Genomic DNA, 20,193 nt, shown 5'->3' with positions numbered 1-20,193 from the left:
GTTTAAAACTATATCTCCATTTTATACAAAAGAAAAAGATCTGAGATAACTGCCTCAAATCCTTTGTGTAGCTTGTTTTATAGGCGTATTCCGGTTAGAATGCTCAAACGCGTTATTAGTAATTCTTATAAGTGACTATGGCTTGTTATTAGAAAAGACTATAAGTCAATCCCCTTCTCTCGAAGATTTGCCAGACACTCCTCATAGTAGGTAGCATCATGCTCACTATAGATAGGACTTTTCAGCTTTTCCTCTACTAAGTCTTGATAAGGAGGGCAGGTCTTACCTCGGTAGTTCTTGTCCAGCCACTCTGGACTGACCTTATAGCCTCGGTTAGCCATCTCCTTCATGATCAAGTCATGATAGGCATAGAGGCGATAGGGCGAGTGGGTAAAGACATAGTACACCGTTGCATGCTTTCTGCCCCAGCCATTGCCACGAAGAGCGCAGCATTCTCGATGCTGCCCCAAGAGTTGAGGACGTGGAAGTTGTGAAATCAAAGCCTCATGCCAAAGTCTCATGACAATCTCCTTTCAGTAAAGTCGAATGTTGCAAGTAGGTATTTGGATAGCAATCAAGCAAATCTCGAGTCTTAGTGATCAAGTCTTCCTTAGAAGCCTGACCAAAGCGGTAGCGATCCAGTAAGATCATATAGTCCTTGCGCTCGGCATCTGTCGCTTTCTTTTTGAAATAGCCCCAAATATGCTGAAAGGCATTGCAAACCTGACCCCTGTGTTCTGGAATCCGGCAGGCACGATCAATCATCTCCTGAACCTGACTCACCTCCACCTCTTCATTCTTCAAGTATTGGCGGATCTCATTGTAAATATTGCTGGAATGGCTCAACACGAGGTATTTGTTTCTCGCCCAGAGTTGTTGGCACTGGGATTTTTGGTTAGTTTGTTCCATGTTTCTCCTTGTTTTCTATCAGTTTCCAGGAAATATGGAAACAAAGTAACAGTTCTATGAAGTAGACTCTTAAAGTATGCTTTATTGCTTATTAATACTATTTTCTAGTATTTCAATCTCGTTTAAAATGGTATTCAAATGATTTTGATAATTTTCAATTGTCCGTTTATCTAGATAATCTTGAATTTTCTTTTGACTTAGTCTAGAACTCCAATAATCATGAGCCAATTTCAAATAGTAGCAATAGTCTTCTTTTTTTGTAATTGTACGTTTACCTGATTTTATTAATTTATTAACAAAATGCTTTTCAAGCCCATAAATATCTTCAAAGAATTCAATAGCACTATTATAGCTATCTAAAAATTTTTCTAAAATCAATCTATTCCCAATTCCCATCGTTAAAGAACCAGCATTAATGATGGGAGTTTTAAAGCCTTCATAATATTGATTAATAAAATAAGCAAAAGTATCAAATCTATCGTTCCCTAAAGATTTTTTTATGATATTTAAACCACCAGTTTTAGGCATGATACTGATGTTCATAGGCGAATAACGCATAACACCAAGAGAATTCTTTAACCCTTCCGAAACATTGGTCTCCTTTAAAATTGACTCATAAAGTTTAGTACCTTTATTAAAGACTGTAGAATCTATATTAAAAGACACATCTCCGTTAGCATAAATTTCTATCCCTTTATGAGAAAATAAAAAATTACTTTGATTTTTTTGACACAGGTTTTCTCCATAGTATTTGAGATAAAAATTCCAAGCTACTTCATCCACATCACTAGTAAAATCATGATGCGAGGTCAATGTTATTCCTACACTTGTTTGATTTTCTTTATTTTCATTTGACTTCATAAGCACACTTCCTTTGCTATATCCTTATTTCTCCATCACCCTTCAAACTCTTTCAAAAACTTTTTGAGTTCAGCATCGGCTTCTAGTGTGGTACCGTGTAGTTGACCGAGCATTTCGAGTAGGGAAGCTGTTTGGTTTTGGATTGCTTCATTTGTCGTGTTAATCTTGCTGACGATATCTGTCAGTGGTTCGACTTCTTCTTCCTCAAAGGTATCTACATAGCGAGGGATATTGAGATTGTAGTCATTTTCGACGATTTCTTCATAACTTGCCAGATGGCCAAACTTATCAATCTCCTCACGAGACTTGTAGGCTTCCAAAATCTTCTCGATATGAGCATCCGTCATGATATTCTGGTTTTTCCCCTTATCAAACTCCTTAGAAGCATCGATAAAGTAGACATCACGATTGGTGCGGTTCTTTTTGAGAATGATGACCGTGGTTGGAATGCTGGTATTAAAGAAGATATTGGCTAAGAGAATTTTATTTTATTGCTTTATTCAGAGCCTCCCTTAATTTTTCATCAACTGCATAAATATATAAACCATTTACACCACGTGTTAACAAAACATTCAGTTCATTTCTCAACAGTCTTTCACCATAATTTACTTTTTCACCATTTGCAAGTTTACGATTTTGAACAGCTCCCTTATTTTTACTTTCAGAAATATCATAAATAACTTTGCCGTTTCTATACTTCACAGAAGGTCCGATAATAACACCTACATAATTCAAGTCAAAACCCTGAACTGTGAACGTAGATCCTATTTCATTAATTGTCTGAGATTGTTCTATCCAGGATAATTTAGCTTCTTCCTTCGTTGGCTTTAATTGTTGATTCCAAGGTGCTTTCCAATCATCAATTTCTACAAACCATTTTGAATCTTCTATCTCCTCCACCTTCTTCTTCTCTTCAACATAAGGCCAATCATATGTTGCAACTAATCTAGAAATACCTAGTTTTTGATCTTTATTCTTTAACTTAATAGCTTTTTGTAGTTCCAAAGGAGAATCAAAAATTCTAATATCATATTGCTTATCTTTTGTTAATTTTTTGATTTCACAATCATCAATAATACTCCTAATCCAATTGACAGTTTCAGGATTTGCTTTTATTCTCATTTGATTACGTAATTCAATTAAATTTCCTTCCAGATTAGCCTCATGCTCCAATTCAAAAAATGTATTATCAGTCCATATTTGAGATTTATTCATAATCTGTTTATCATCATAAACCAAAACAACTACTTTCGACTGTGCTAATAAATCATTTAAATGATTTCCTCCAAGATATGCTTGATTTTTCGCGGTAAGCAGTAAATGACCTTCGTCAACTATAACCACTCCTGCTTTAATCTTTTCTTTTCTCAAAGCATTTAAAAATTGAGTAGGTTTCATCGCTACTTCCAAAGTAGAGCCACTATTCCAATTTAGTTTTCTTTCAATTTCTTTATATACACTTAATTGATTATTATGATTTACAACAAGATTAATGTAATTATTATCTTTAATAAATGAAATATCTTCAGAATTTAATAAATCATCTACCAACGAACTCATTAAAACTGTTTTCCCTGCTCCAGCTTCTCCTTTAACTAGGATAAGAGTCCCTTCTTGACCTTTACTAATAGAAGCAATTATTTTATTAATAATAGTATTTTTAGCTTCGATTTGTTCTTCAGTTAATTTATGAAAGGGAGATGCTTTAAAAATTGCTGAATTTCGAACAATACTCTCAATCGGAAATAAAGACTGATTCCTTTTTCTCAGTGAACGCCAAATTTTTGAAAAAATTGAATCTAATTCGTTGGATGTATAATATTCATTTTGAGGATTTTCTTTTCTATTTTGTACTCTTATAACATTACCAACACTTGAAAGATAAAGCATTAAACGATTTTCTATGTCCAGAGTTAAAGACTTATTAAAATGATTGTGACCAATTATAAACATCTTCGTTGTCGAAGATGTTGCAAAATCTCTCCAATCATCTCTGTTTTCTTTCTTTATATCATCTGTTAAGTGTTGACTAGTTCGCCGAATTATATTAGCTGTTTCTCCTACATATACACTAAATTGGTTATTCTTCTCATCGTTAACAATATAAACAACTGGATAATCAAATAAAAATTTTATATTATTTTTATTTTCACTAGATTTAAGTTGACTTTTAAGATTTACCAGTGAACTGCTTGAATACTCTATCTCTCTTACAATTGGACTTTTTATTTTAACCATTATTTCTCCAACTCAGTATATTTTTTATTATTCCCTTTACTTAGCTTTACAGGATATTTCCGATTATTATCAACTAATTTATCTTCAATAATCTTTTCTACATCTAACTGCAAATTATCTGCCAACATAAAGCTATAAATTAGAACATCAGCTAGTTCCTCTTTTATTCTTCCCAATGATTTGTTGGTGACCTCTTTGGACTCCTTCCATTGAAATAATTCCAAAAGTTCACTCGCTTCGATTGAAATTGAAATAGCTAAATCTTTTTCATTATGAAATTTTCTCCAATCACGATCATCTCGAAATTTATTAATTTTATCAATTGTTGATTTCATTTTAATTCTCCAATGTAAATCTACTAATATATAGTATAACATGAATCAGTTTTATAAATGTTATAAAAATAATAAAAAAAGAAGGATTTACTCCTTCTCTGTGAGCACTATTCAATTTCAATCACTTATTTAGTTAGAATTTCTATTAATTCCTCATCATTAAGTGATTTATTATCACTAAACCTAATTGCATTATCATAATAAGCTTCATAGTATTCAGGTGATAATAATGTCATATCTAAGATGTAGCTTTTATCTTTATCCTTTTGATAATTTGCTACTATCTCTGATTCTCGTAATTCTTTTTGAGATTTTGGTGTACCATTAGTCCTTTGGTACTTTTCCATCAACTGCAAGTGTTGAAAAATTACTGAAATATATCTAGAAGGATTTACTAGAAATCTTTTACTTACAACAGACTTCGGAACTAAGATAAGAAGTTCCTCTACACCATTTTCATTAGGAGCAAGGACATACTGGCTTTCAAAGGTAGCCCACTCATGACTCTCGGAATCCCAATAATCAAAACGTTGTACTTCATTACTGATTTTTAAACCGTGTAATCGAGCTTGTTCTAAAGAATATAAAATCAATTCTTTTTTTAATAAACTTACTAACAAATCAGACATCCTATCTTCTGAAAAACTCTTTACAAAAATCGGCATCGCTATAGGTGTGAGTAATTTTTCTTTGATTTTATCTACCGACTGATAGACATACCCAAAAAATTGATCAAGCATCTTCATTGAAACACCTGTCCCTTTGGAGTTACTCTCAGAATATCCAAAGTGGATAGCATTACATTCTTTAGAGTGTGAAAATAGTTGTAATGCATCTGATTTATTACCATTATCGTAAACTTTATAAACTGTTTTTACAAAATCATTAGCAATATCCCTAAACCGATCTGGTAAAAGCAATGGATCTACAAACAATCTCACATCCTTTGATGTATCTATATCAACAAAATCTAATCCTACTTGGATTGATTCTCTATTTAATAAGTTTGATATTCTTATAATATGTACCTCTTTTTTCTATATTTTGTAGAAAAAAGAAAATTATCAAAATGAGATTTACATTTCTTTTATTTAGTGTTAGAATAAAAGAGAATTTTTGAAATAGTGCTCATATCGCATTTTGAAATTCACCATCTCTAACTAGTCGTCAGCGCCCACTGACGTCTTTTTTCTACAATTCATATTATACCAAACAAAAACAAAAAAGCAATATTGTTTTCTATATATAGTGTTGATTTTTTCGAAAAATAGAATAAAACACAATATATAGTGCAATATTTTTAAAAAGACTATAAAAACTAATCTTTTTCTTATTAACTTTCAACATTTAGGTATTAAATAAACTATTGATTCTATCCAGAATTTAAACAACTTATTTATTAACTATTATTTATTTCTCTACAATTTTGTTAATATATAAATTATCCACGAATCCACAAAAATCCCCCTTAGAAATCCGCTTCTAAGGGGTTGTCTTTATCCTGCTACTTGGGCTGGTTCTGCTGGTTTGATCTTTTTATCTTTCTTGCTACTAGTGATGAGACGGCGCTTGCTATCTCGGATTCTATTGAGTTCCTTGAGGAGTTGGATCAGGTGTTCCTTTTCAGGGTAGGCTTCTGCACTGGCTGCGGTATATCGCATAAAGAGGTCGTAGCTGGTTGAAAGTTCGGTACGGAGTTGTCTGGTCTTGCCAACTTCCTTGGCAGACTTAGAAGCACGCGCCTTACTCTCCACTTGGTTATATTCCTCTTGAGCGTCCATTACTGCCGTCAGCATAGGAGTTAGTCCTAGGCTGGTAACTGCCTCATGATAGGGTGTCTCACTAAGCGTTTTGAGCAGGCTCTTAATCTCTGCCGTTTCCACATCATTGCTGTGCTTAGTGATGTCCTTATACTTAGCAAAGACTGGTTTCAGAGTCTCATGAGGTTCTTTGAGCTTGACATCCTTAATCTTAGCAAATCCTCTATGAAGGGTAAAGAGACCGACCAGGGCACTATCATGATTGCGATCGACTTCTGTCAGATTACTAGACTCTTTCGTCTCCACAGCCGCAAGTTGAGCTTGAAAATCATCTAGCTTGGTCTTGAAGGGTTCCAAATGTTTGGAATACATGCCCTCATCCTTGTTTTCCTTAGAAAAAGTAGCTAGACTCTGATGAGTATCCATCATTAGGCTTTCAAACTCACGGTTGGTAAAGTTGCTGTAACTAAGTGGGCGAATAGCGTATGTTTTTGTCATGATGATATCCTTTCTATGTTCCATTATGTAATCTTTTAAATTAATTCTAACAGTTACTTTAAAAAATTTTACCCCCATCCGCTCAACTGTCATTATTTCCATCTAAAACGTACTTTTCAGGACAAATCAGATATTTCCAAAATCAAAAATCCCTATCAGACTGGAGATACACTCCGTCCATCAGATAGATACCCTTACTATTTTTAGATTTTGACTTTTCTAACTTTAGAATACATATAAATTTTAGTAAAGACGACTATTCGAAAGCTAGAAGACCTCAAAACTTTCGCATATAAGCTATTCGAAACGTAGAATACTTGTGAATTTATGGAATGACTGTTATTCTAAGCTCAGATTACATGTAAACTTTAGGGATGAGACCTATTCTAAGTCTCGAAGGCCTATTCACTATCCATTCCTCATCAAAAAGACTCATTCCCCCTTTCTCCTCCAAAATATGGTATAGTAGAGTTATACTATCTATGAGGAGTTTACATGTCACAGGATAAACAAATGAAAGCTGTTTCTCCCCTTCTACAGCAAGTTATCAACATCTCATCGATTGTCGGTGGGGTTGGAAGTTTGATTTTCTGTATTTGGGCTTATCAGGCTGGGATTTTACAGTCTAAGGAAACCCTCTCTGCCTTTATCCAGCAGGCAGGTATCTGGGGGCCACCTCTCTTTATCTTTTTACAGATTTTACAAACGGTCGTCCCTATCATTCCTGGGGCCTTGACCTCTGTGGCTGGCGTCTTTATCTACGGGCACATCATCGGGACTATCTACAACTATATCGGCATCGTGATTGGCTGTGCTATTATCTTTTATCTGGTGCGCCTCTATGGGGCTGCCTTTGTCCAGTCTGTCGTCAGCAAGCGCACCTATGACAAGTATATCGGTTGGTTGGATAAAGGCAATCGTTTTGACCGTTTCTTTATCTTTATGATGATTTGGCCCATTAGTCCAGCTGACTTTCTCTGTATGCTAGCTGCCCTGACCAAGATGAGCTTCAAGCGCTATATGACCATCATCATTCTGACCAAACCCTTTACCCTCGTGGTTTATACCTACGGTCTGACCTATATTATTGACTTTTTCTGGCAAATGCTTTGACACATAAAAAATCCGTTTGGTTTCCCAAGCGGATTTTGTGCTTTATTTTGAAACTTCTTTTGCAAGGACAAAGTTCCCAAGTGTGGCAGAACCATTTCCTGCGACTGCTGGAGTCACGATATAGTCACGCACATCAGGTACTGGTAGGTAACCATTGAGAAGAGCTGTAAATTTCTCACGGACACGGTCCAGCATGTGTTGTTGAGCCATGACCCCTCCACCAAAGACAATCACGTCTGGGCGGAAAGTCACTGTCGCATTAACCGCAGCTTGAGCGATATAGTAGGCTTGAACATCCCAAACAGGGTTGTTGAGTTCAATATTTTCCCCACGAACACCTGTACGAGCTTCCAAACTTGGACCAGCTGCATAGCCTTCCAGACACCCCTTATGGAAAGGACAAACACCCTTAAACTCTTTTTCAATATCCATTGGGTGTCTAGCAACATAATAATGACCCATTTCAGGGTGACCCACACCACCGATAAACTCACCACGTTGGATGACACCTGCACCGATACCTGTACCGATTGTGTAGTAAACCAAGTTTTCGATACGGCCACCAGCATTGTTACGGGCAACCACTTCACCATAAGCAGAGCTGTTTACGTCTGTAGTGAAGTACATTGGCACGTTTAGGGCGCGACGAAGGGCACCAAGCAAGTCCACATTTGCCCAGTTTGGTTTTGGAGTCGTCGTGATAAAGCCATAAGTTTTTGAGTTTTTATCAATATCAATCGGACCAAATGAACCAACTGCAAGACCAGCAAGGTTATCGAATTTTGAGAAGAACTCGATGGTTTTATCGATTGTTTCGATTGGAGTTGTTGTTGGAAATTGTGTTTTTTCTACAACGTTAAAGTTTTCATCACCGACAGCACAGACAAATTTTGTACCGCCCGCTTCCAAGCTTCCATATAATTTTGTCATGATAAACCTCTTGTTTTTATTTTCTTTATTATAGCATATTTCGAAAGTCTAAATTTCTCTATTTTTTAGATTTTCCTCTGTAAATCTTACCATTCAAGCAAAAACGAACAAACATGTCATTTGTTCGTTTTCACATTAGAGAGGATTGATTAGATTTTCACTTCGATCACAGCATCCCCCTTCGCAACTGAACCTGTTGCGACTGGAGCTACTGAAGCGTAGTCAGCTGTATTTGTAACGATAACCATTGTTGTATCATCAAGTCCAGCTGCAGCGATTTTGTTTGAGTCAAATGTTCCAAGAACATCGCCAGCTTTAACCTTGTCACCTTGAGCAACTTTTGCTTCAAAACCTTCACCATCCATAGATACAGTATCAATACCAACGTGGATCAAAACTTCAGCACCATCAGTTGTTTTCAAACCAAAAGCGTGTCCTGTTGGAAAGGCAATTGAAACTTCAGCATCAGCTGGTGCATATACCACACCTTGGCTTGGTTTCACAGCGATACCTTGCCCCATAGCTCCACTTGAGAAGACTGGGTCATTGACATCAGCAAGAGCAACAACATCACCAACGATAGGAGTTACAAGTGTTTCATTTTGAAGAGCTGCTGGAATGTTACCAGTTGTTTCTTCTTGGACCAAACGTTCTGTCTCTACTTCAGTAGCAACTTCTTTTTCATCCTCATAACCAAACATATAAGTAAGAGCGAAACCAAGAACGAATGATACAGCTACCATAAGAAGGTATTGTGCAAGTTGTCCGTTACCGATGTAAAGCATTGTACCAGGGATGATGGTGATACCATTACCAGTACCTGCAAGTCCAAGGATAGAAGCCAATCCACCACCGATTGCACCAGCAATCAATGAAAGGAAGAATGGTTTACGGAAGCGCAAGTTCACCCCGAAAATAGCAGGCTCTGTAATACCTAGGAAGGCAGAAAGAGCAGCTGGGAAAGCAAGTGTTTTTAGTTTTGGATTTTTAGTTTTAACACCAACCGCAACAGTCGCAGCACCTTGAGCTGTCATAGCAGCTGTGATGATCGCGTTGAATGGGTTAGCATGGTCAGCAGCAAGCAATTGCACTTCAAGCAAGTTGAAGATGTGGTGCACACCTGATACGACGATCAATTGGTGAACCCCACCAATCAAGAAACCACCAAGACCAAATGGCAAGCTGAGGATCGCTTTTGTAGCGATAAGGATGTAGTTTTCAACGACGTGGAAGACTGGTCCGATGACAAAGAGTCCAAGGATAGACATAACCAAAAGTGTCACGAATGGCGTTACTAAGAGGTCAATCACATCTGGAACAACCTTGCGGACAGCTTTTTCAAATTTAGCTCCGACAACCCCGATGATGAAGGCTGGAAGAACGGAACCTTGCAAACCAACAACAGGGATGAAACCAAAGAAGTTCATAGCTGTTACTTCACCACCTGAAGCGACTGCCCAAGCGTTTGGAAGTGAGCCAGAAACAAGCATCATACCAAGAACGATACCAACGGCTGGATTTCCACCGAATACACGGAAGGTTGACCACACAACCAAACCTGGCAAGATGATAAAGGCTGTATCTGTCAAGATTTGAGTGTAAGTTGTCACATCAGCTGGAAGTGTCATTCCAAGAGCAGTCAAGAGACCACGCACACCCATAAAGAGACCTGTCGCTACGATAACTGGGATGATTGGAACGAAAACGTCACCGAAAGTACGGATAGCACGTTGGAACCAGTTCCCTTGTTTAGCTGCTTCTGCTTTCATGTCATCTTTAGATGATGTTGGCAAACCAAGTGCAACAACTTCATCGTACATTTTGTTAACTGTACCTGTACCAAAGATGATTTGGTATTGACCTGAGTTAAAGAAAGCACCTTGAACTTTTTCCAAGTTCTCAATCACTTCTTTATTGATTTTTCCTTCATCTTTGACCATGACACGAAGACGAGTCGCACAGTGGGCAACACTGTTGACATTTTCACGTCCGCCCAAGGCATCGATGACTTTTTTTGCAATTTCCTGATTGTTCATTTGCAAAAATCTCCTTATATAAAATTTTGTTCTTGTTTGAAAGCGATTTTATTCGCCCTTACGACTATTATTTTATCATGTTTTAGAAATATGTCAAGCGTTTTGCAGAAAAATATTCTATCCACTTAGTGGACACGCTTTAGATTGATTGTTTTTGACTATTTTATCAGGTATTCCTTGAAAAAATAAGTTTGAAACCTTGGTTAAAAAGGCTTTTATTTCATTATCTTTCATATTTTCTTGAAAAGTTGATTGATTTTCTGATTTTGTTTTGTGATAAACGTTTGACAGTTTTTTCTCTTTTTTAACATAAAAGACTTGCTTTTTTAACCGAAAACGGTTACTATTAAAAGTGATAAGATTTTTGGAGGAATGAATGAATGGAATGGACAACTGAGCGTCGTTACAGACTTTATCAAGATTGGACGCAAGAAGAAATTCAACATATAAAAGTAAATATGGCACAATCTCCATGGCATACTCATTACCATGTTGAGTCAAAAACAGGACTTCTCAATGACCCAAATGGCTTTTCTTACTTTGATGGGAAGTGGATTGTCTTTTATCAGAACTTTCCTTTTGGTGCAGCCCACGGTTTGAAATCTTGGGTTCAATTGGAAAGCGATGATTTGGTTCACTTCACAGAAACCGGAGTCAAAGTTTTGCCTGATACTCCATTAGATAGTCACGGTGCCTATTCTGGTTCTGCCATGCAATTTGGCGATAACTTGTTCCTATTTTATACAGGAAATGTTCGTGATGAAAACTGGATCCGTCACCCTTACCAGATTGGAGCTTTGATGGATAAGGATGGCAAGATTACAAAGATTGATAAGATCTTGATCGACCAGCCGGCAGACTCTACTGACCACTTCCGTGATCCGCAAATTTTTAACTTCAAGGGCCAATACTATGCTATCGTCGGTGGACAGGACTTGGAGAAAAAAGGCTTCGTCCGTCTCTACAAGGCTGTAGACAACGACTATACAAACTGGCAAGCCGTTGGCAACCTTGACTTTGCTAACGACTGTACTGCCTACATGATGGAATGTCCAAATCTGGTCTTTGTAGGGGAGCAACCTGTCCTTCTCTACTGCCCACAAGGATTGGATAAGAAAGTTCTAGACTACGACAATATCTATCCAAATATGTATAAGATTGGGACTTCCTTTGACCCTGAAAATGCTAAAATGGTAGATGTATCTCAACTTCAAAACATGGACTATGGTTTCGAAGCCTATGCAACTCAAGCCTTCAACGCTCCTGATGGACGTGCTCTAGCTGTTAGCTGGCTTGGCTTGCCTGATGTTTCATATCCATCTGACCGTTTTGACCACCAAGGAACCTTCTCTTTGGTCAAGGAACTCACTATCAAAGACGGCAAACTCTACCAATACCCAGTCGCAGCTATCAAGGACCTTCGTGTTTCTGAAGAACCTTTCTCAAACCGTTCCCAAACCAAGAACACTTACGAACTCGAACTCAACTTGGAAGCCAATAGCCAGAGCGAGATTGTCCTACTTGCTGATCAAGAAGGCAAGGGACTTTCCATCAACTTTGACCTTGTAAATGGTCAAGTGACAGTAGATCGTAGCCAGGCTGGAGAACAGTATGCCCAAGAATTTGGAACTACACGTTCTTGCCCTATCGAGAATCAGGCTACTACTGCTACAATCTTCATCGATAACTCTGTCTTTGAAATTTTCATCAATAAAGGAGAAAAAGTATTTTCTGGTCGTGTCTTCCCACATGCGGACCAAAATGGTATCCTGATTAAATCTGGAAACCCAACTGGAACTTACTATGAATTAGATTATGGTCGCAAAACTAACTGATGTCGCCAAACTTGCAGGCGTCAGCCCTACTACCGTTTCTCGGGTTATTAACAAAAAAGGTTATCTCTCTGAAAAAACCATTCAAAAGGTTAATGAAGCTATGCGGGAATTGGGCTATAAACCCAACAACCTAGCTCGTAGCTTGCAAGGGAAATCAGCTAAGTTAATCGGTTTGATTTTCCCCAATATTTCCAACGTTTTCTATGCAGAATTGATTGATAAACTGGAACACCAACTTTTCAAAAATGGTTACAAGACCATCATTTGCAACAGCGAGCACGATTCTGAGAAGGAACGCGAATACATCGAAATGTTGGAAGCCAATCAGGTGGACGGCATCATTTCGGGTAGTCACAACTTGGGAATCGAAGACTACAATCGCGTGACGGCACCAATTATTTCCTTTGACCGAAACCTATCGCCAGACATTCCTGTCGTCTCCTCTGACAACTACGCTGGTGGGGTTCTTGCTGCCCAGACCTTGGTTAAGACAGGCGCCCAGTCTATCATTATGATTACAGGGAATGACAATTCTAACTCGCCAACTGGACTACGCCACGCTGGTTTTGCATCTGTACTCCCAAAAGCTCCTATTATCAATGTTTCCAGTGACTTTTCGCCCGTCAGAAAAGAAATGGAAATCAAGAATATCTTGACCCATCAAAAACCAGATGCCATCTTTGCTTCGGATGATTTGACCGCTATTCTAGTCATTAAAATTGCTCAGGAACTGGGAATTTCTGTACCAGAAGAGCTCAAGGTCATCGGCTATGATGGGACTTACTTTATCGAAAACTACTACCCTCACCTGACAACGATTAAGCAACCTATGAAAGAGATTGCCCAACTCACTGTCGATCTCCTTTTGCAGAAGATTGAAGGCAAAGAGGTCGCGACAACTGGTTACTTCTTACCAGTCACACTATTACCAGGAAAAAGTATTTAAGTACAAAAAACTCAGACGAATTCGTCTGAGTTTTTTATGATCTTAAGTTTTCGAGATAGCGCTGGGCTGTCTCTAAGTTAAAGGTTTTATCTGCGATGAGGCGCTCAACGAGGGGAGCAACTTCGGACTCACTAGCACCTGCTAGAAGAGCTAGGGATTTGGCAGAAGGATTTTAGTCTCGTTTTTCCAATCAAAAGATGTTGAGCATTTAGTTCTGAAACACTCTAAGACAACCGATACAAGACAAATTTTCTTATACTCTTCTACAAGTTTGTTACCCAACTGATCTTATTGTTACCAAATGTCTCCATGATGACTTCATTCGATTTACTTATCTTCTCCTTTGTTATGTAAGATATCTTCATTTGCACAAAATATGCTTTTTTCCTATAATAAAACACTCCTATCTCTAATTTATCAGTTTTCAATAGGGATATTTTTCTTATATCTCATTTTATGTAGTCAATCCCCCGCGTGTGCGGGAAAAACACTTTTGCCGTCATCTCTTGTCCATTGACAATAGGATCACACCCGCGTGTGCGGGAAAAATGTGAACAGTGATGACCAATCCATCTTCATGAAGGGATCACACCCGCGTGTGCGGGAAAAACTCAGCCACTACCTGCTCAACAGCATTGACTGCAGGATCACACCCGCGTGTGCGGGAAAAACGGTTCTACTAAGACAGGCACACAGTCAACCACAGGATCACCCCCGCGTGTGCGGGGAAAACAAGGTCGCTCGCATGGCTCTGACTAATCAGCTAGGGTCACTCCCGCGTGTGCGGGAAAAACGAATTAGCAATGTCAATAGCCGACCAATCTTCGGGATCACCCCCGCGTGTGCGGGAAAAACATGGCTGGGTTGAAATCAAAGAGATTATGCTCGGGATCACCCCCGCGTGTGCGGGAAAAACTAATAGTCAAAGGTCTCTGGATCGAAAGGTTTAGGATCACCCCCGCGTGTGCGGGAAAAACTTTATCAGAATTGTCTAAGGGAGTTGAAACATGGGATCACCCCCGCGTGTGCGGGAAAAACTATTTTTTCATTATAAAAAAATCTCCTTTATTAGGATCACCCCCGCGTGTGCGGGAAAAACTTATAGAAAGAAAGCTGATAGAAAATGGACACGGGATCACCCCCGCGTGTGCGGGAAAAACAAGTCACTATGGGATTTTAACCTACAATTTCAAGGATCACCCCCGCGTGTGCGGGAAAAAACATTAGTGAACCAGTTGACAAGCACCCCGTAACAGGATCACCCCCGCGTGTGCGGGAAAAACTTGTCCTTGTCTATGCGGTCAAGCTCTGACTTAGGATCACCCCCGCGTGTGCGGGAAAAACCAATCGTCTGTCGGAGGCCTTATCGATGTGGTAGGATCACCCCCGCGTGTGCGGGAAAAACCTTCTTAAGGTCTTACCCAATGCGCTTGCCTTAGGATCACCCCCGCGTGTGCGGGAAAAACCTCTTTTTATCTGGTGTTAATCTAGGGTTTCGTAGGATCACCCCCGCGTGTGCGGGAAAAACCTAACCAATCACACATAAATGCCCTGATGGCTAGGATCACCCCCGCGTGTGCGGGAAAAACCTCGTGGCGGTAATGTACCTGGTGGCCGTGTCGGGATCACCCCCGCGTGTGCGGGAAAAACCCACTCCTTCAGTTGGAAGCGATGAGTCTTGGAGGATCACCCCCGCGTGTGCGGGAAAAACTGCCCCCAGATGTTGCTACCTGACGGGGTATAGGGATCACCCCCGCGTGTGCGGGAAAAACAAGAATTGACAAAGGTTTACAAACATCACTCTGGGATCACCCCCGCGTGTGCGGGAAAAACACTAAAAGATCCTATTGAAATCGCTAATACCGATTGATTCTATCCAAAAATTTATTCACTTTTATTGATAACTGGTAGATTAACTTAGCGTCCTGTAAAGCTCTATGAGGAACTACCTCCTCAATTCCGTATTCCTTAAGGGCTGTCTGTAATTGATAGTTAGCCAGAAATAGCTTTTCACTCTTTACAAATTTCTTTAAATCATGAGTTTTATTTGTTAATAAAGGTAAACCTAACTTGTTAAGCTCATTGTTAATAAACTTAACATCAAAATTGATACCATAGCCAACTAAAGCTGATTCACCTATAAAAAGCAAAAAATCGGAAAGTGCTTCTTTTAAATCTTGACCATTTTGTTCTAATAGAGCCTGAGAAATTCCAGTTAATTTAGAAATCTTCGTAGGCAAGATTCCGTCATATTTGATAAGAGCATTAAACTCTTCTGTAGTGGATGGAGTAACCTTAAGTGCGCCAATTTCTATAATGGTATGTTCATTCTCATCTAAACCATCCGTCTCAATATCAATTACAATATAGGAACTCTGTGGTTTTAAAGAAACTTCTGAATGACTACCAAAACGCTTGATGCGTCTATACTTAGCAGCATCACTATATCCAAAACTGGATATTTTCCCATTGCTGTCTGTTTGGCTAGGTAATAGAATTAATGGGATTCCATCATAGTCTAGGACACTCCGCTGAGCATTTACGGTATCAAATTGATAGCCAATTTCATTTCTAAAGGCGTAACTAATTGTAGCCTCACCTTTTCCAACGTTCGCCTTAATACGATCCCATAACTTTTCACGAACCCTAGTATTGATATTTCCAACGTAAACCCCTGTGGCAATTTCTTGCATCCACTTAGTTAAATCTCCTTTTAAAGACGGCGGAACATTTTTTAAAGTTAAAACAGTCAGTGGCATATTATCAATTCTCCGTATAACTAACTCCATGTTTAACAAGTTTATCCTTATCATCCCACAAAGAAAGCGTATCAATCACTAACTCCTCTTCATCATCTATTTCAAATAGATATTGAATGTCAGTAACTATCCGAGCCATTAACTTGCCATCTACGAAGGAATCTCTTGTTTTCAATCGAGCAACCTTACCAATATCATCATCCTCAGTATAGTTAGCTGCAATTTCAAAAGCTAAGGGAATAGTCAATTCAGCTTTATATAAGTCTGCAATATCATAAATAAAGGATAAATCATGGCCGGTATGTACAAAACCAAGACCTGGAGAAACACCTAGCGCTACCACTATACTATACACCAAGCCGTAAAGTGCTACATTAGCTGCGGATAGTGCCTGATTCACTACCGTCCCTCCTTCAAAATCATCAGGCCTGTAGTCTCTTTTATCCCAAGGAACCTTGAATTTTTCAGATTGCATCCTATATGCTTTTCTCACCCTAGCTCCTTCACGACCCCGTAGTTGCTGCATTGTTAATGTGGTGACATCTTCACCAGGAAATCGCATTTGATACATTTTACGGGCAACAGCTAAACGCGACCGAGAATTTGAAACCAGCTTAGCCTGTTTCTCTAAGAATTTTGTCGAGTGTGCTAAGGATCTTCCATGAGCATACTGACGAACACCTCGCTCACCAACCCAAACCATACTGGTTCCAGCATCTCCTATCAACTCTACAGCACGATGGCTAATATCAGTACCCGGTCCTAACAATAATACACCAATCATAGCAACAGGTATTCTAACTGTTCCGTTGCTATCAAGCACTGTAATAGCGCTATCCACACGATTTATCTTTGCGTGTTCTACGTAAATAAAGCTGACACGATCGCTAATTTTAGGAAGTTCTCGCAAAGATGTTTTCTTCGTTCCACTTTTTTTTACCATGATTCGTTTCCCAATGGAATAACGGTCATTAAACCAAAACCGTATGCTTTTTTCTTTCCCATTCCTTCTGTCAAAAGCTTCTTAAAAAGATCTGCATCACTAACTGTTAAGATTCCTTCGTAAACAACCTTTATCAATCGGATAGGTTTAACAGCTTTTTTAAACACCTCATAACCACGTTCAACGATTGAAAAATCATCTTTTATCAGTGAGAATCCATTTTTGTCAGAGCGTTCTAGCAGATAATTCATCTGATATTCACTCGTAACATGAGGTTTTACAATACCTCTCTTAAGATTATCTGGTGATACTAAGGAAATAACTGGATTAAGCACCACTCGAAATTTCATTCGGCTACCAGTATAGATATTATCTAAAAATTGTTGATAATCCTTGGTTTGAGCACTACCAGAAACCCCATATTTTTCTAATCGTTGTAAATCAGGTTTATTTTCACTAACAATAATCAGGTAATCTTTATCTTGGATACGATCTATACGCCATAATTTCCTTGTTCGAATAGATTGTTCCATTTCTTCCGGAAAACTCTCTTCTACCCAAGCATGATAAGCGCCTATATGTGTTAAGCACTTAATTTTTCGGCGATTGGTGCGATCAATTTCTACTCTTGAGATATACATACCATCAATCTCCTATACTCTTAAAAACATCATGTGCCGTATTTTTATCTTGAAACGAATTCCGAACTTGAACTAGTTCTCTAGTTTCATACCTATAGCCAAACCTTCTCCCCTTTTGTGAAAAAGACTTGACAACATCTTGTCTCAGTTGATAAATACCTCTATCGGTTAAATGTCTATCAGAATAGATTTCTAAAGTTACGACATCCATAAGCTTTCTCTTCATAAACCATGGTGAGGCTTGCCATTCAAGAGTTCTCAAACTTTCAACTGCTCCAATCTCAGTCTCACCTAAGATAAAATCTGCAGTAAACGGCAGAGCCCTTCTTCCCATAAATGGTTGGAAATAGGGATTTTTCAAAGCTTGTAAAATCATTTCCAAAAACTGCTCATTATTATGAGAAAGAGCCACTACAAAAACAGCATCTTCTAAATAATAACGATTTGTGACATAATTTCGTTCAAACTTTCCTTTTTCTGTATACTTCTGTGCAATATGAAAATCTCTAAGTAAATTTCCTTGTTGATCCACTCGAACTGCAAAATCCAGCTCGTTTAAACGAGTAATTTTTTCATCATCGTCTCGACGATATCCTAAACTTGAAGCAATCAACCCAATAACAGAACTCTTAGAAGGATAAAAATCCGTATGTCTTGTTTCGAAATGTGAACTTGTCCCCCAAGATTGCAAAGGACCAGCAAATTTCAACAAAATAGTCTTCATGTATTCACCTATTTTTTGAGGAATTGTCCTAAGATTTCCGACAAATCTTTTAATAATTCTGAAACTGAATATTTTTCCTCACCTATTTGTTTTAAACTCTCATTCTCATCCAAAGTCACATAGAAAGTCAAAAGTGGTTTATTCACGAATTTTTCAACTCTTGTATACTCTTTAGACAGTTTTTCAATAGATTTTGCCACATAACCATCCGTTGATTTAACTGGTTCTTCAAATGCACTGACAAGATTAACAGGACGATCATCACGTAAAGAAACGATTAGAGCCTGTGGTAAAGTTTGATTGGCAAAGGTATTCACTTTTCCTGTCGGGAGTGAATTTGCAAATGCTTCGATGAATAAATTCAAACTGTTCTTTAAGGATTTCTCATCCTCTAGTTGTTTTGATAATTCATGAATCGCAACATTGGCATAACGATAGAGCGTAGAAGAGTTAAATTCGATGGTTCCCAGCATACCTGCACCTGCATTATCCTCTGGAGCTAAATCATCAATAGCAGTAAAGAAGTCAAATTCAGTTTGTACAGCATGTGTTGAAATAGCATGGGCAACTTGAGAGGAAGCATCCTCGTTTAGAACTGGATCTTCAGCTACCATTCGACCGAACATAGCAACATCAATGGCTGGATTGGAACTAGCTAGTTTTTGAAGTTCTTTTTTATCAGTCAGATTTTCATAGGCTGCTTGAGCCAATTTCTCAGCTTGTCTATCCCCCATAAAGTAAAGTGCCTTGACTTTACCTTTTTTCTTAATGCCAGTAGCTATCAAGACTGTATCTGCTTTGGTTAGTGCATCTTCAAAACTGATAGAATTATCTAGTTCTACAATTTTACCTGCAACATATCTTACAATGTCTTTTGTTCGGACACCGACATTAGACTGTTCTCCATTAGTGTTAAAATAGTCTCTTATAGCTCTCTTCCAAGCTTGAGAACTCACGCGCGATCTTTTTACACCCCCGTACTGAGCAGTCTTTGGGCTACCTGTATCATCTCTATTCATATTTGAAGGTGGCAAGGTTTGTATAGCATGAATATCTAAAAATAAGCGTTGGTTAGTTGTCATTGTGTTTTTCTCCTTTGATTTGTTTATAATATGATCTTGCCCAATTTAGGCGAAGATTTTCTTGTACATTTTTTAAAAACCAATACAAGTCTTCAGCTAACTTAGCATAATCAACCTTTGTTGCAGGAGACTTTGTTTTGAGTAACATCATCATGTGGCGTAAATGGTAGATCAACTCTTCAAAAGTTGATGATGTAATCATGACATTGAACCTTCTGTCAATGGCTGTCGTGTCATCTCCTTTTCTAAGTTGACTAAGAGCAGAACCGATATTTTGATAAGTATCGGGCTCATCTAACATCACACTGGTTGAAGTTCCTTGTTGATGTAAGGCGTAAAATTGGATAGCTGTATAAATCGCTAACTCCTCATAGCTAGGCTGCTGGTATGAATTGACGAACTCCTCTGGTAAATGCTCAAATAAAATCGGCCAGATATCTGTTGCATCGCTCAAGGGTTTACCCAACGTTTTTCTAATTTTGGCCAGTGCAGCTTTACTCAATGGTGACTCCAACTCATAACTCAATTGTCTAATAATTCTTTTTGTGACAGAACCAACTGTCTGTTTGGATTGTTCCAACAC

18 protein-coding genes, 1 pseudogene and 1 CRISPR repeat array are annotated in these 20,193 nt (G+C 38.4%); of the genes and pseudogenes, 3 read left to right on the top strand and 16 right to left on the bottom strand.

Translation table 11 applies throughout. The annotated features are described in order from the left end of the window. Positions 1-158: 158 nt before the first annotated feature. From N8O80_RS07110 to N8O80_RS07075, 8 genes and pseudogenes are all read right to left on the bottom strand, one after another. The gene (locus N8O80_RS07110) at positions 159-521 is read right to left on the bottom strand and encodes a TIGR02328 family protein (RefSeq protein WP_261027478.1); all 363 of its coding nucleotides are present in this window, start codon (positions 519-521) and stop codon (positions 159-161) included. Continuing rightward, a complete protein-coding gene (locus N8O80_RS07105) occupies positions 505-909 on the bottom strand; it encodes a YbgA family protein (protein WP_261027476.1) in 405 nt (134 codons plus the stop codon). The genes N8O80_RS07110 and N8O80_RS07105 overlap by 17 nt, the downstream gene beginning before the upstream one ends. Before the next feature lie 81 nt (positions 910-990). Continuing rightward, on the bottom strand, positions 991-1,770 hold the full coding sequence (locus N8O80_RS07100) for a hypothetical protein (protein ID WP_261027474.1): 780 nt from the start codon (positions 1,768-1,770) through the stop codon (positions 991-993). 35 nt (positions 1,771-1,805) lie between these two features. After that, a pseudogene (locus N8O80_RS07095) lies at positions 1,806-2,249 on the bottom strand (N-6 DNA methylase); the annotation flags it as partial. Between the two features lie 4 nt (positions 2,250-2,253). Continuing rightward, a complete protein-coding gene (locus N8O80_RS07090; protein ID WP_261027472.1) occupies positions 2,254-4,008 on the bottom strand; it encodes a DUF2075 domain-containing protein in 1,755 nt (584 codons plus the stop codon). Continuing rightward, a complete protein-coding gene (locus N8O80_RS07085; RefSeq protein WP_061864333.1) occupies positions 4,008-4,343 on the bottom strand; it encodes a nucleotide pyrophosphohydrolase in 336 nt (111 codons plus the stop codon). The genes N8O80_RS07090 and N8O80_RS07085 overlap by 1 nt, the downstream gene beginning before the upstream one ends. A 125-nt stretch (positions 4,344-4,468) precedes the next feature. Beyond that, positions 4,469-5,284 (bottom strand): hypothetical protein, encoded by an 816-nt coding sequence (locus tag N8O80_RS07080; protein WP_261027469.1) that lies wholly within the window; start codon positions 5,282-5,284, stop codon positions 4,469-4,471. Positions 5,285-5,839: 555 nt separating this feature from the next. Further along, positions 5,840-6,601, bottom strand: coding sequence for a DUF6261 family protein (locus tag N8O80_RS07075; protein WP_261027467.1), 762 nt, complete (start codon positions 6,599-6,601; stop codon positions 5,840-5,842). A gap of 495 nt (positions 6,602-7,096) precedes the next feature. Here N8O80_RS07075 and N8O80_RS07070 point away from each other — a divergent pair, with 495 nt between their 5' ends. Then, entirely contained in the window at positions 7,097-7,714 is a 618-nt protein-coding gene (locus tag N8O80_RS07070) for a TVP38/TMEM64 family protein (RefSeq protein WP_000076168.1), read from the top strand. 42 nt (positions 7,715-7,756) lie between these two features. Here the strand turns inward: N8O80_RS07070 and scrK are convergent, their stop codons facing one another. Next, the gene (scrK, locus tag N8O80_RS07065) at positions 7,757-8,644 is read right to left on the bottom strand and encodes a fructokinase ScrK (protein ID WP_000164309.1); all 888 of its coding nucleotides are present in this window, start codon (positions 8,642-8,644) and stop codon (positions 7,757-7,759) included. 149 nt (positions 8,645-8,793) lie between these two features. Continuing rightward, positions 8,794-10,680 carry a sucrose-specific PTS transporter subunit IIBC gene (locus N8O80_RS07060; RefSeq protein WP_261027465.1) on the bottom strand — a complete coding sequence of 629 codons (1,887 nt, stop codon included), beginning with the start codon at positions 10,678-10,680 and terminating at the stop codon, positions 8,794-8,796. Positions 10,681-11,060: 380 nt separating this feature from the next. Here N8O80_RS07060 and N8O80_RS07055 point away from each other — a divergent pair, with 380 nt between their 5' ends. Together N8O80_RS07055 and N8O80_RS07050 are read left to right on the top strand one after the other, a co-directional pair. Beyond that, on the top strand, positions 11,061-12,515 hold the full coding sequence (locus N8O80_RS07055; protein ID WP_261027462.1) for a sucrose-6-phosphate hydrolase: 1,455 nt from the start codon (positions 11,061-11,063) through the stop codon (positions 12,513-12,515). Next, a complete protein-coding gene (locus N8O80_RS07050) occupies positions 12,496-13,461 on the top strand; it encodes a LacI family DNA-binding transcriptional regulator (RefSeq protein ID WP_125386208.1) in 966 nt (321 codons plus the stop codon). Before N8O80_RS07055 ends, N8O80_RS07050 begins: the two co-directional genes overlap by 20 nt. A gap of 461 nt (positions 13,462-13,922) precedes the next feature. Further along, positions 13,923-15,294: a CRISPR direct-repeat array (repeat unit 28 nt; unit sequence GGATCACCCCCGCGTGTGCGGGAAAAAC). Between the two features lie 23 nt (positions 15,295-15,317). Here N8O80_RS07050 and cas2e read toward each other — a convergent pair. From cas2e to casB, 6 genes are read right to left on the bottom strand one after another with little or no spacing between them, the layout of a single operon-like run. Then, on the bottom strand, positions 15,318-16,220 hold the full coding sequence (gene cas2e / locus N8O80_RS07045) for a type I-E CRISPR-associated endoribonuclease Cas2e (RefSeq protein ID WP_125386209.1): 903 nt from the start codon (positions 16,218-16,220) through the stop codon (positions 15,318-15,320). A 4-nt stretch (positions 16,221-16,224) separates the two neighbouring features. After that, entirely contained in the window at positions 16,225-17,163 is a 939-nt protein-coding gene (gene cas1e, locus N8O80_RS07040) for a type I-E CRISPR-associated endonuclease Cas1e (protein WP_125386210.1), read from the bottom strand. Beyond that, positions 17,157-17,804, bottom strand: a complete 648-nt coding sequence (cas6e, locus tag N8O80_RS07035) for a type I-E CRISPR-associated protein Cas6/Cse3/CasE (RefSeq protein ID WP_125386211.1) — start codon at positions 17,802-17,804, stop codon at positions 17,157-17,159. The genes cas1e and cas6e overlap by 7 nt, the downstream gene beginning before the upstream one ends. Positions 17,805-17,808: 4 nt before the next feature. After that, positions 17,809-18,528, bottom strand: coding sequence for a type I-E CRISPR-associated protein Cas5/CasD (gene cas5e / locus N8O80_RS07030; RefSeq protein WP_000849180.1), 720 nt, complete (start codon positions 18,526-18,528; stop codon positions 17,809-17,811). A gap of 8 nt (positions 18,529-18,536) precedes the next feature. Next, positions 18,537-19,610: a type I-E CRISPR-associated protein Cas7/Cse4/CasC gene (cas7e, locus tag N8O80_RS07025; protein ID WP_000210566.1), complete on the bottom strand. Its 1,074-nt coding sequence runs from the start codon at positions 19,608-19,610 to the stop codon at positions 18,537-18,539. Beyond that, entirely contained in the window at positions 19,600-20,193 is a 594-nt protein-coding gene (casB, locus tag N8O80_RS07020; protein WP_000893380.1) for a type I-E CRISPR-associated protein Cse2/CasB, read from the bottom strand. Before casB ends, cas7e begins: the two co-directional genes overlap by 11 nt.

Source organism: Streptococcus mitis (assembly GCF_946190155.1).
In the GTDB taxonomy this organism is placed as follows: domain Bacteria; phylum Bacillota; class Bacilli; order Lactobacillales; family Streptococcaceae; genus Streptococcus; species Streptococcus mitis_CL.
The sequence above is the reverse complement of the archived record's forward strand: the minus strand, read 5'-3'. Positions and strand labels throughout refer to the sequence as shown.